Origin of the sequence: uncultured Sunxiuqinia sp. (assembly GCF_947495665.1) — a bacterium.
Taxonomy (GTDB): Bacteria; Bacteroidota; Bacteroidia; order Bacteroidales; family Prolixibacteraceae; genus Sunxiuqinia; species Sunxiuqinia rutila.
In genome coordinates, this window is sequence record NZ_CANLZV010000002.1 from 404321 (window position 1) to 417703 (window position 13383).

General features: G+C 41.4%; 9 protein-coding genes. 6 read left to right on the forward strand and 3 right to left on the reverse strand.

The annotated features are described in order from the left end of the window. The first annotated feature begins 9 nt into the window (after positions 1-9). Positions 10-819, forward strand: coding sequence for a prolipoprotein diacylglyceryl transferase (lgt, locus tag Q1A18_RS04545; protein WP_299577740.1), 810 nt, complete (start codon positions 10-12; stop codon positions 817-819). Here lgt and Q1A18_RS04550 read toward each other — a convergent pair. Together Q1A18_RS04550 and Q1A18_RS04555 are read right to left on the reverse strand one after the other, a co-directional pair. Then, positions 816-1865 carry a DUF6340 family protein gene (locus tag Q1A18_RS04550; RefSeq protein WP_299577741.1) on the reverse strand — a complete coding sequence of 350 codons (1050 nt, stop codon included), beginning with the start codon at positions 1863-1865 and terminating at the stop codon, positions 816-818. The two genes, lgt and Q1A18_RS04550, sit on opposite strands and share 4 nt — an antisense overlap. 16 nt (positions 1866-1881) lie before the next feature. Continuing rightward, positions 1882-3645 (reverse strand): hypothetical protein, encoded by a 1764-nt coding sequence (locus Q1A18_RS04555; protein ID WP_299577742.1) that lies wholly within the window; start codon positions 3643-3645, stop codon positions 1882-1884. A 1005-nt stretch (positions 3646-4650) separates the two neighbouring features. Here Q1A18_RS04555 and Q1A18_RS04560 point away from each other — a divergent pair. After that, positions 4651-7569 carry a hypothetical protein gene (locus Q1A18_RS04560; protein ID WP_299577743.1) on the forward strand — a complete coding sequence of 973 codons (2919 nt, stop codon included), beginning with the start codon at positions 4651-4653 and terminating at the stop codon, positions 7567-7569. Here Q1A18_RS04560 and Q1A18_RS04565 read toward each other — a convergent pair. Next, a complete protein-coding gene (locus Q1A18_RS04565; protein WP_299577744.1) occupies positions 7561-8763 on the reverse strand; it encodes a metallophosphoesterase in 1203 nt (400 codons plus the stop codon). The genes Q1A18_RS04560 and Q1A18_RS04565 overlap by 9 nt on opposite strands. A gap of 943 nt (positions 8764-9706) precedes the next feature. Here Q1A18_RS04565 and Q1A18_RS04570 point away from each other — a divergent pair. The 4 genes from Q1A18_RS04570 (at position 9707) to Q1A18_RS04585 (ending at position 13289) form a co-directional block, all read left to right on the forward strand. After that, entirely contained in the window at positions 9707-10150 is a 444-nt protein-coding gene (locus Q1A18_RS04570) for a helix-turn-helix transcriptional regulator (protein ID WP_299577745.1), read from the forward strand. 132 nt (positions 10151-10282) lie between these two features. Next, positions 10283-11056, forward strand: a complete 774-nt coding sequence (locus Q1A18_RS04575; RefSeq protein WP_299577746.1) for a dihydroorotate dehydrogenase electron transfer subunit — start codon at positions 10283-10285, stop codon at positions 11054-11056. Continuing rightward, positions 11050-11961, forward strand: coding sequence for a dihydroorotate dehydrogenase (locus Q1A18_RS04580; RefSeq protein ID WP_299577747.1), 912 nt, complete (start codon positions 11050-11052; stop codon positions 11959-11961). The genes Q1A18_RS04575 and Q1A18_RS04580 overlap by 7 nt, the downstream gene beginning before the upstream one ends. 26 nt (positions 11962-11987) lie before the next feature. Beyond that, positions 11988-13289: a serine hydrolase domain-containing protein gene (locus Q1A18_RS04585; RefSeq protein ID WP_299577748.1), complete on the forward strand. Its 1302-nt coding sequence runs from the start codon at positions 11988-11990 to the stop codon at positions 13287-13289. Positions 13290-13383 lie beyond the last annotated feature (94 nt).

Genomic DNA, 13383 nt, shown 5'->3' on the forward strand with positions numbered 1-13383 from the left:
TAAAACTACATGGAATTTTTAGCCTTTATTCACTGGAATATAGATCCTGAAATTTTTAGTCTTGGTCCAATATCTGTTCGATGGTACGGCCTGTTATTTGCCTTTGGCTTTTTATTTGGCTATTACCAGGCAGAGCGCATGTTTAAGTTTGAAAAGATTAACCCGGAGTGGTTGGAGAGTCTTTTTATCTATATGATTGTGGCCACGATTGTTGGCGCCAGACTCGGACATGTATTTTTCTATGGTTGGGACTATTATTCTCAGCATCCGGCTGAAATTCTGAAAGTATGGCATGGTGGACTCGCCAGTCATGGCGGTGCCGCCGGCATTTTTATTGCCTTAATGATTTGGAGCAAGAAAGTGTCCAAACGCTCGGTTTTCTGGGTTTTGGATCGGGTAGTGGTTCCTACTGCTTTAGTGGCTGCTCTGATTCGTACGGGTAACCTGATGAATTCTGAAATCTATGGAATTCAAACCAGCTTGCCTTGGGGAATGATCTTTGAGCGCAATGGTGAAACTGTTGCTAAACACCCAACCCAATTGTATGAAGCCTTTGCTTACCTGATAACTTTTGGAGTTATGCTTTATACGTATTGGAAAACCGATTTACGCAATCGTCAGGGATTCATTGTCGGCTTGTTCTTTGTAATGATCTTCCTGGCTCGCTTCTTCATCGAATTTATCAAAGAAGACCAGGAGGCTTTTGAAGCGGGAATGGCTTTGAATATGGGACAACTGCTAAGCATCCCATTTGTTCTGGGCGGTTTATACCTGATGTTCCGGGCTCTGAAAAGAGCTCCGGTTATCTATAAAAACTAATCGGAAAGAATCTTTTTAAATTCATCAACCGTTTTTTTGCGGCTTTTTAGTTGGTATAAATACAACTCCGTTTGTCTGCGGTATTGTGTTTTGTAGGATTGAGTAGCCCATTCAGCGGCTTCATTCAAATTGCCAATCATTTCACTGGCTACAGCCAAATTATATTCCAGCTTGCTTTTATCAGAAGCTTTGCTTGTGCGGTTTAAAATTGACTTCCAGTGATCGTAGGCTTTGCCCCAGTTATTTTCTCGAATAGCTGCTTCCAATAAGGCTGAATCGGCTTCTTTCAGAACAAAATAGCTTCGTGCCTGGGTTTGCCATTGAGGCGCCAGTTTGGCGTCCAGTTCAAGTGCTACCTGAATTCCAGTTTCAATCAAAGCCTGTTTTACAGGAACCAGTTGGTTGGTGAACAGATTCTTTTGTGAATAATCCTGTTCTTCCCAAAATATAGTGTCACCCACCAACAGCTGCATTAGAATCTCTTCGCGCGAAGGATCGTAAATTTTTACCACGGCATCATATTTTGAATCAATGGAGGCCAGGTGAAAATCCGAATAAGGGACTTTCATGTAGTCGGTCATGATTTTGTTTGTGTAACGCTCCAGGACCAGCAATGCATCGGTTTGGTAGGTTTCACATACTTCGGTGACGTAATCCCATTCCAGTGGTGGTAAAACTTTGTAATAAGTCTCGCTACGCGGTATATTTCGCTCTTCAGGAATGACCACATCATATCGTCCGGATTCAAACAGTAAATCAGCTAAAACCTTTAGAGTCGTATCTGAAGCTGAACTGTCCAAAACAGCGGCATCTACATTAAAAGCACGGCGGTAAAAATAGTTTTGCAGACTGTCTGCCGGGTAATTACCAAACTCATCAGTCAGACTCCGGTTCATCAAAGTCAGGCTAACAACATCATTGGGAAGCAGAAACTCCGAAGGTTTTGCCACCTCAATATAAACTGTCTTTAAACTTGTTGCACAAGAAGCCAAAAATAAAATACAAACAGCTAATGCTGAATACTTATAGAGTTTGTTGATATTCATAGTGTTATTCCATGCGTTAGTATATGCCCCAGAATTTTCTCAAAAACCATTCCAAAGCTAATAAAAATAGAAGGACAAAGAAGATCCATCTGACTGATAACAATTCGCGATAAATCTGCTGTTCAAGTTGATTGCTTTTTAAATTCGACTGTTCGTTCAGTTGTTCAATGAATTGATCGACTTGTTCTGCTAAATAAAAATTGCCCCCGGATTTTCGTGCTATTTGAGCTAATGTCTGAAAGTTGGCCTCGGTATCAACCAATTCAATTTGAATACGGCTGACCGTAAAAGTCCCGGACTCTTCATACGTCTTTTCTCCAAGAACGGTGCGAGCGGAGAATTCGTATTCACCAACAGGAAACCGCCCCATATTTAATTGATATTTTTCGCCTGCCTTATCAAAGACCGCTTCGTATTGCTGTCCATTTTTAGCAGTAAGCTGAATGCTAATATCAGGAGAATTATCCAGCTCGAAGCTCTCGTTAAATAATTCAGCCTGAAGAATTACAGGCACATCTTCTGCGTACTCGGTTTCATAAAAAAGATTGAAATTGTCTTCATTGTTTTTGAGAACCAAATAATGAATCGTTTTTTGAATCCAGCTGTCAAAGTTTTGATGCGATCCATTCTTCAGGTAATTGTGAATGCGCCAGCGCCACAAGCCTTCACCTGCAATAAAACCTCTTTTTTTACCATTAACCCTTCCAAATGCCATTAATGGTCGGTTTGTTTCAATTGTCTGGATGGTCTGATTGGCCAAAACTTCCATGCCTGTATGGAGGTTTGCATCACCAAATGGAACCTGCAAAGGCGGAAAGCTCTCCAGTATTTGCATTTCTGAAACATCGAAATGGAACAAGCTAAAGTCTTCCCGAAGTAGCGGAGTAGCTTGTTCAAAGCTGTTGCCCTGCAAAAACTCCAAGCCCGTTTGGAGCTCGTTAAAGCTAGCGATTGCTGTTTCTTGCCCAAGAATAAACAAAACGGGACGTCCACTTGCCAAAAGTTTTTGAAGCAAGGAAACAGATTCTAACGTTTGATCTGGCAACTGGTGAACAACAACTAAATCCGAATGGCTAAAATCAAGCTCCGATTTTGGATTATGAATTAATTCGATTTCATACTTGGCTTCATTTTCCAAACTTTTCAAAAGAGCGCCAACATCCGGATGCGGTCCATGCGTTAAGATTAGAATATGTTGTTTTTCTGAAACGACATTCACGGAAAAATCAAAGCTATTGTTAGCTAAGTTCTGCTCGCCAGTCACTGTTTCTAGCTTTACTGAGTAGTTTACAATTCCTGCTTTGGTAGGTTTCAGACTGATGTTTTCGGTAATGAAATAATGGTCGGATTCTAAGCGAATAGCCCGTGAATAATAGGTTTTGCCAGATTCTTCTACGGTTAAATTAACTAGTTGCCCTGCTGCTTTTGTAAAGCTGAGATCAATTTCAGCAGCAAAAGGGCTATCTAAAAAGACCCTGGAATTATGAGTCACTTTTCGAATGGCAGCATCGGTATGAATGGTCGTGTCGCCAAAACCAATAGCATAAATAGGGTAGTTTACTGTTTCAGAAATGAAAGCAGGATCAGCTCCGGCATTGAAAATTCCATCACCCAGAAGAATCAACGCACCAACATCGGATGAAAGATGGGATTGATCAATTTCATCAAACAGTTTGCTGTAATCTGACCGCTTACCTGTAAAAGTTGGTTCTACTTCCCGAATAACCTCATTGTCAAATAAAATAACTTCGGGTGAATAGGCGTTTAGTTCTTGTTTCAAATAATTTTTCAGCGAAAGCACATCCTGCTGAAACGGAGATAAGGATTCGGAGTTGTCAATACCAATAATCAATGAGGGTTGGTATGACCGGTGTTTCAGGTACTTGACGGCTAATTGTAAAAATAGAACAGACAGCAAAAAAACGGAAATAAAACGCAAAGCACTTAAACTATACACTTGTCGCTCAGAAAGTGGAGAATTCTGGCCCGACTTCCAATACAGCATAAAGCTAAAAGCTCCTGCAAGAAGTAACGAAAACACAAGGATTCCAAAAGTATATGGTGAGTTGGCGTAGATTTCCAAAATTAAAATTTTATAAGTCTCCAAATTTAACACTCTTACGATAAACTTGCGAACGAAAACAAGGGAATCGTAGTCATATTCTTTGTTTGTGTAATCAAGTAAAATATATCACGCATTTATGAGGCAGTACAGAGGTCATTTTTCCCAGGTCCTTGAAGGGATTTCATGAAGTTCTTAAAGCTTGCATTTTCTGAATTTGGATGATCCAAATTTCAACAAACTATAAAATCTTCGAAGCCGGAAAATAGGGTGATGCCAACCAATTAAAATAAGCTTCAATCCATGCGAAGCGCCCATGAAATGGGGACTTCGTGATAATAATGGCAGCTAATAATTTAAGAAAATTTTGTTGTTTTCAGACTAATTGTAAAACTGAATTTCGGGAATAAGCAGAAGAAAATTCCTTGGTGAATCGACATGAAAAAAGCGAAAGGCTGGCCTTTGGGCAGGGAGCGGGATTGGCCTGATGGCAGCAAGAATTTGCTGTATAATTAAATCCTACTGAAAGGATTGAACACCAGAGCAAAAAATATCCAAATACAAGTCGGGTGGAATTCATGGCTTTTTTTATCTTTAGTGCTTTATGGGCAAAGCGGCTTGGTTCGCAGAGTGACTATGCCTCATTTTTCAGAATTTAATTTTGAAGGATGGCTTCGCTTTTCTCAAATAAAATTCTGCTTCAAAAATCAAATATCCCTATACATGAAACGAAACTGTCGGATAAAATGGTGCTTAAAGTTAGTTTTTGTGATTGTCTCAATGGCACCATTGGCGGGCTATTCGCAATATTTTTCAACAGGGCAGGAGCCTGCAAATATTCGTTGGCGACAAATTAACACGGTCCATTTTCAATTAATTTATCCGGAAGATTACGAAGCGAAAGCCCAGCAGGTGGCTTCCATTTTTGAGAAAGTTTATGAGTTTGGCTACCGTACACTGGAGCATCCTCCAAGAAAAATATCTGTTATTCTACATACGCATACTGTTAAATCAAATGGCTTAGTGGCTTGGTCGCCAAAACGGGTAGAACTTTTTACGACACCTCACCAAGCCATTTATGCGCAGGATTGGCTGGAGCAATTAGCCATTCATGAATTTCGCCATGTTGTTCAGATGGATAAAATTCAACAGGAGCTCCCGGATATTCTTCCAATTTTGTTCGGCGAGCAAGCTGCAGCACTGGCTGTAGGGGCATATCTGCCTTTTTGGTTTATTGAAGGTGATGCCGTGGTAACAGAAACAGCTTTATCGCATGCGGGCCGCGGAAGAAAGGCTTCCTTTCTTATGGAGAATAAAGCTCAGAGCATTGAAAACGGGCTCTATTCGTTTGACAAGGCCTACCTGGGATCGTATAAGGATTTTGTGCCTAACCGGTATAAGTTCGGATATTGGATGGTTGGCGGAGTGCGGCAGGCTTATGGTCCACAGGTTTGGTCCAGCATTTTAACAGAAATTGCCCGAAAGCCACTCTCCATTAGTCCTGTGAACCGAGTGTTAAGGCGTGAAACAGGCTTGACTCAAAAGGACTTGTATCAAAAACTCTTTGAAAACTACAAATCAAAATGGACAGATGAGCTCAGTCAATTGGAGCAAACCACGGTTCGTCCTCTAACTCCAGCACCGAAATTTCCGACGCAGTATACACAAGCTTATGCTTTGAATGATTCAACAATAATTGCCTACAAGCAAAGTCGATCGGATCTGGATCGGATTGTCAAAATAGTTTCGGGTAAAGAGCAAGTAGTAACAACTCCGGGACAAATTTTTCAAGAGTCATTTTCAGGAGAGGGAAATATGTTGATTTGGTCAGAGCGGCGGCCTGATGTGCGATGGACGCATGCCGATCGATCTGTGATTGTGGTGTATAATATGGCCAATGGAAGGAAACAGGAATTCCGCTACGAGAACAAATTGTTTAGCCCTCGGATTTCATTGAAGCAGCTTCGTTTTGCAGCTGTTGAAGTAGACAAAAACAATCGGTACTTTCTATCGGTTTTTGATTTAACCACTGGCAAACGAGTTCAGCAATTTGGCTTGGCTGGAAATCCGTTTCTCTTTACGCCGTGCTGGGATCTTCGAGGAGAGAAGCTCTTTTTTGTGATGCTAACTTCTGCTGGAAAATCTCTTGCCTCACTCGATGTTAATACCGGCGAGGTGACGAAATTGGTTGAAGGTGGGTTTCATGAAATCAGGAACCCTTATTTCGAAAATGACACCATCTACTTTACAGGTTCCTTCACGGGCATTGACAATATTTATGCGTATCGTTTTGATTCAGGAAAAACGGAACAGTTAAGCTCAGTACCTTTTGGTGCCGACTATCCAATTCGACTTCAAAATGAAATCCTATTTAGTAACTATACATCTATGGGGTACCAGCTGGCAAATTTGAGCACAAGCCATTTTTTGAATAAGTCACTGACTGATATTCAACCTAAAAAATACGAGCTGGCCGAAGCTCTGGCTCAGCAAGAAGGGAAGGTGCTTGATTTTGAGCAGGAAGAAGAGGTTACTTACCCCAGTAAGAAATACAATAAGTTGGCTCATATTTTCAATTTTCATAGTTGGGCTCCGGTTTATGTCGATGTTGACAATACAGAAGTCAGGCCGGGGGTTTCGCTGTTTTCGCAAAATAAACTGGGCACGGCCGAAACACGTTTAGGCTATGAATACAATTGGGAAGAAGAAGCCGGCAAGTATATCCTGGGTTTTCAGTATTCCGGTTTTTTCCCAGTCTTCGATTTTGAATTGACTTCGGGAAAAAGAAATGCCGACTTTAATGTAATCAGACAAGTTTCTGTCCCAACAACAACCGGCTACACAACGGTCAATGATACGGTTAGGGAGAATATTGAATGGAAGGAGTTGGGCTTTAATGGGCAGGTTTTTATTCCATTACGGTTTAGTCAAGGTAAATACAGCCAATACATCCGTCCTGCTGTTGAGTATACCTATCAGAAAGTGGCGCACACCAGCACCACGCCGGAAGGCTTTTACAAGGGGTATTATCATTCGCTAAGCTATCAGCTGTTTTTGCAAAATACCATAGCCCGTTCCGAGTTGGATTTGCAGCCGCCTTGGGCGCAAATTGTAGACCTGAGCTACCGCGATGGACTGAGCGGAGGCAATGATGTTGGAAGTTTATCGGCCATTGAAAGCTACCTGTTCTTTCCGGGTTTGTTCGATAACCACGGGATTAAGATTTACAATGGCTATCAGCAAAAAGAATCTGGCACATCAGTAACCTTTGGTAACACGGTACGTTTCCCGAGAGGCTATAACAGTTTTCAAAATAATGAAATGTACACTGGAGGAATCGATTATGTGATGCCCTTGTTTTATCCGGACTGGAACCTGGGACGCTTGCTCTACTTGAAGCGACTACGAACTTCTTTCTTTTTTGACTACAGCCAGGCCAATGGAAACATCTACTCCGACGAAGGAGAAATTGTTGCCCGTTATTCATCCCAAATGAAGTCGCTTGGAGTTGAATTGATGGGCGATGGCCATTTTTTACGCTTAATTTCGCCCGTATCGGCTGGTGTTCGTTGTGCCTTTATTCCTGATTCGAAGAACTTTTACCTGCAGATGTTATTTTCTGTTAGCCTCGATTCACTTTGATCGTAAGGTGAGTACGGTAATTTCGGGCGCCATTTCCACACGCCCCAAAAGACCAACGCAGCCAAGGCCCCGGTTGACATATAAAAATTGGTTGCCTTTTTGGTACAGCCCTCCCCAGTATTCCTGAACAAAATACATGGGACTAAACTCAATACCAGCAAGCTGAACGCCGGATTGAGCAGCATGTGTATGTCCGGAAAGCGTTAGGGAAATAGGGATATTGGGAACAACTTTCTGTCCCCAATGGGCCGGGTCGTGTGTGAGCAGTATTTTAAACGATTCAGCGTTTGTTTCTTGCAGCGCTTGATCTAAATCGGCATATTGCGGGAAAGGCGGATGCCCCCAATTTTCAACCCCTACAATTTCGACCAACGACTTGTTCTTCACAACCTCTGCCGATTCATTTAGCAGCAAACGGAAACCGGCAGCTTCTATTTTTTTTATCAAAGCCTGGTGGTCCAGTTTCTTTTCCTGTTGGTTTGGCCAGTTTGTATAATCGCCATAATCGTGATTACCCAAAATGGCAAACTTGCCGTAAGTTGCTTTCATTGAGGCAAACTCATCTTCAAATCCATCCATTTCCTGGGCATAATTATTAACCATATCGCCAGTGAACAGGATGAAGTCAGGATTGTATTGATTTATGGTCTTTGCTGTCTTTTTCAGAAACTCGTCATTTTCAAAACTTCCTAAATGAATGTCAGATAGCTGAACCACCACGGTTTTGTCGAGTGAATTGGGGAGGTCATGAAGATAAACTTCCTGCTCAATAACTCGCAGTGATTTTCGGCCAAATAGAATGCCATAACCAAGTGAAAGCATCAAACCAAAGCACAAAATTAAAGTACTCATGAGCATAACTCGTGCATAGTGCTGGGCTTTGAATAAACGAAACACCAAGGACACGACAAAAGCAACAGCTAAGAGGAACTTCGGAAGTAAATTGAAAAACGAAACAGAAATAACAAAGTAAAAGAATTGGTAATTCGGAGTCTCCCTGATTTTATCCGGATTTAAAAAGCCTGAAGCAAGGATGCCAACTAACAGGGCACTCATCAACCAGTAACCGTAACTGAACGTTTTTTTGACTTTGGGTTGCGGCAGTAGTTGCCTGATCGAAAAATAAGCCAATAATTCGATGATCAACACCAAGGCAAAAAAGATAAATACACCAGAGCTGGGAATTCCGCGCATGAGATAATTCTTTTGTTTCAGTTTAACAATTCAACCTGAAAATTTCGTGAGAGCGAATTTAAACAAGCTATTGAAAAAAAGACAATGGTTGAGACTGATTTTTCAAAATTTATAGACAAAGTCCAAATAATTGGCGAGCAAAGACCTAAAAAATGAAAAATCATAGAAAATAGCTGTTAATGCGCTGGATTGAATGAACCGACAGAAATGCCGACTGATGTGTAATCTGTTTATTTTCAACATGAAATGCTGAAATGTTGGTGTTTTTAAGTTCCTGAGGTTTGAATATTTATTTTCACCTCGGGGATTTATCGTGAAAAACGCCAGCTGCCACTAGCTAAGGCTACAATATAGCTGGATCAAAAAACAGGAAACATAAAACACGAAAATAAGAAGTATGAAGCAAGAATATAATTCAGAAAAAACCGGCCAGCTAAAATTAGTAGGGTAGTTGTACTCGGTTTTCCGGGATGTTAATAGTATACAAAACTGAATTCACATTTCCATTCAATACAAAAGAGGAGGGAAACACATATGTAATCCAAAAGAAGCTACTGGATTAACAAATAGCTCTTCGAGTGAGATTCTCCTAATTCAGTTTTGAAACTTCTCCACATCGTTAACCGATCGGTTAGTCTAGGCGAACAGAATGGACATTAATCAGCAGTACATCAGTGACTTATTGCTATCCACTTGAAGTTATTTATAGTTTTTTTTGGGTATGTCTCCGAAAAGCGCCCTTGTTGGTCATTTTTATCAAATACACTGCATTGATGTTCAGTTACTTATGAGTTTTATCTTAAATATAGCTTTAAGGATATTGGCGTAATCTAAACACGCTCGATTTCTTGCTGTTTACAAAAAAGAACTACTTGAGAGGTTAGAAGTGTTTTGAAATATGAATTTTATAGGTTAGTTTTGTAAAGAACTAGAATTCTCATTTATGAATAGCAGGATACAGCGTTTTATGGATCATAAAAGCATTACCGCTTCGGTACTGGCCGACACCATCGGTGTTCAGCGATCCAATGTTACACACGTACTTCATGGACGTAACAAACCAAGTTTTCAGTTTATCGCTAAACTATTGGAAACTTACCCTGAGATTAATGCCAAATGGCTGATTATGGGAACCGGAAGCATGCTGGAGCAGGAAGAGTCGCTCCTTCAGGAACAGTCCGGGCAGCAGCAGCTATTTAAGGAAGAACCTAAGCAAGAGGAGCCTAGACCACCTGTAGAGGAAAAAAGTGAAGAACCCTTAACTGGTTTTGCTCAACCAATTGCTTTTGAGAACCGTATGCCTGAAACCGATAAAACAAAGGAAATAGAGCGCATTGTTGTGTTCTACACCGACCAAACTTTTAAAGAATACGGTCCTTCAAAATAAATTTTTCTGGCTATCTTTGCCCGCGTATTATGTATCTGTGAAACGAGCCAGGCCAAGGCTGACAGGAATTGGCCGGTTTTATATAATGGCGAGTGACATGTGTTACTTTTAAAAATTAAATATTACAAACACATGAAAAAGACGGTTCAGGAACTACTTCTGGTTGATAATATTCAATTAAACCATGATAATTTCAAGCTAGTACTTCAGGCACCAACCAAATTACCTCAGATTTTTCCGGGGCAATTTGTTAATGTTGAAATTAAAAAGGCCACTGAAATCTTTCTAAGAAGACCCTTTTCGGTATTGGATGTCAATTACGAGAACAATACCTTTTCATTGCTGGTAAAAATATTAGGACGAGGCTCAAAAGTCTTGACAACCTACCAATCCGGCGATAAAATCAGTGTTATATTCCCATTGGGAAGCAGCTTTACGTTGCCGGATAAAAACGACCGGGTACTCCTGGTTGGTGGTGGCAGCGGTGTTGCCCCTATGCTTTTCTTAGCAAAAATATGTGGTTTAAAGCCCGAAAATGTTCATGTTATACTTGGAGCAAGGAGTCAGCAAGATCACATTGATATTAGTGCTTACAAAGCCTTTGGAAACTATTACTTCACGACTGAAGACGGAAGTCTGGGCGAAAAGGGATTTGTTACGCATCATCCTGTTTTTAGCCAGGAATTAAGTTCATTTGATAAAGTTTACACTTGTGGACCGGACTTAATGATGAAAGCAGTTGCCAAAGAAGCGGCTGACAAAAATATCTTTTGTGAAGTGTCGTTGGAGAATATGATGGCCTGCGGGTTTGGCGTTTGCCTATGCTGTGTCGAAAAAACAAAAGAAGGTAATAAATGTGTATGCACCGAAGGACCGGTATTTAATATTAATAAGCTAACATGGTAGATTTAAGTGTTCGTATAAAAGATTTAACGTTTAAAAATCCGGTTTTAACAGCCTCTGGAACATGCGGATTTGGGGAAGAGATCGCTGATTTTATGGACTTGTCGAAGCTTGGCGGCATTGTAATGAAAGGAACCACGCTAAAGCCTCGTGAAGGGAATGATTACCCCAGGATGGCTGAAACCCCTTCTGGAATGCTTAATGCCGTTGGCTTACAGAACAAAGGGGTAGACAATTTTATTCAGAATATTTATCCCAATATAAAAGATATTGACAGTCAGTTCATCGTTAATGTTAATGGATCTACCATTGAAGAATATGTTGAACTGACGGAAAAAATCAATGAGCTGGATAAAATTCCGGCCATTGAATTGAATATTAGCTGTCCGAATGTAAAAGAGGGCGGAATGGCTTTTGGTGTTAGCTGTCCTTCTGCAGAAGCAGTTGTACGCGCAGTTCGTAAGGTTTATAGCAAACCCATGATTGTTAAATTATCACCCAATGTGACCAACATTGCTGAAATTGCAAAAGCAGTTGAAGGCCAGGGAGCTGATGCCGTATCGCTGGTTAATACCTTCTTAGGAATGGCCGTTGATGCAAACACCCGGAAGCCAGTATTATCTACCATCACAGGAGGACTTTCGGGGCCTGCGATTAAGCCAATTGCGCTGCGTATGGTGTGGCAGGTATATCAGGCCGTAAAGGTTCCTGTTGTTGGTATGGGAGGAATTATGAATGCCACTGACGCAATTGAGTTCATGCTTGCCGGTGCTTCAGCCGTTCAGGTGGGAACTGCGATTTTTATTGACCCAACCATTCCGGTTCAAATTGTATCAGGTATTCAGAGCTACATGGAAACGCATGGAATTCAGTCAGCCAGCGAGCTTACTGGCAGTTTACAAATATAAAATATAGAAGTTTACGTTTGTAAAATATGAAATACTTGAAATATACGGTACTTGTCATTCTTTTTGTTCTGTCTTATGGATCAAAGAGAATTAATAGGCAGAAACAAATTCCGGCTTATTATGAGCTCGAGATTAAAGGCCTGAACTACCGTATAAAAAATGATCTTTCAGATTTCGAATACTCCAAATACATCGACAAGCAAGTCAAACGTTTTATTCAGCGCTGGGAACTCAAAGGTGTTTCCATCGCTGTTATAAAAGACGAAAAACTAGTTTATGCCCAAGGGTTTGGCGAGGCCGATAGACAGGGCAATGAGGTGTATCCAGGCAGCCTTTTTCGCGTGGCCAGTGTGTCCAAGCTACTGACAGCCATTGCGATCATGCAATTGGTGGAAGAAAACCGCTTATCCTTATCTGATAAGGTTTTTGGCCCTGGAGCCATTCTTGATAACAGCCACTTTGAGCGTGTCCGCGATCAAAAACTATACAACATTACGGTTCGTAATTTGCTTGCGCACTCTGGCGGGTGGTCACAGCGGTATGGTGATCCGGCATTTCACTCCTTAAGTATTGCCGATATTGTTGGGGATACACCTCCCGCTACGATGGATACGTATTCAAAATATGTGGCCAGCCGACGACTTTCGTTTGCGCCAGGTACTCAAGTTTCATATTCCAACCTGGGCTACATGTTTTTGGGAGAGGTTATCTCCGCCATCAGTGGGAAAAGCTATGAAGACTATGTTCGGGACGAAGTTTTGATTCCAAACGGAATTGTCGATATGCACATCGGACGTAGCCACGTTGAATACCGTTATCCCAATGAAGTCGATTATTTTGAACAACGCGGAAGCCAGCAGATTTTTGCTTATGAAGGAACCGGAATCAAGGTTCCCAAGTCAGACGGAGGAAATCCAATTGAGCTTTTAGGAGCTGCCGGTGGGTGGATTTGTTCTTCGGTTGAATTGGCTCGCTTGTTGGTTTTAATTGACGGACACGAAGCGGTACGCGATATTTTACAAGACAGTTCAATTCTGGAAATGACAGACAATACTTACGCCCAAGGGCCTCTGGGATGGCGGGCAACTACTGATCACGGCACATGGGCGCGCACAGGCAGTATGGCCGGCTCTGTAGCCATGCTCAAACGCCAAAACGATGGCCTTAGCTGGATCTTTCTTTCTAACACCAGCAGCTGGAAAGGCTCGCGCTTTTCCTCCGAAATTAACCGTTTTATGGGCAACCTAACCCGGCGCGTAAAAGAATGGCCACAACAGGATTTGTTTAATTATTACCCGATTGAAACGCTTCCGCTGGCACTTAACTGAGAACCTGTTCTTCAGCATTATTCTGCGTTTACCCATTTCTTCTGATTTATTTTTTCCTATTTTTAACCGAAATCTGATAAGAGGAGGAATGATT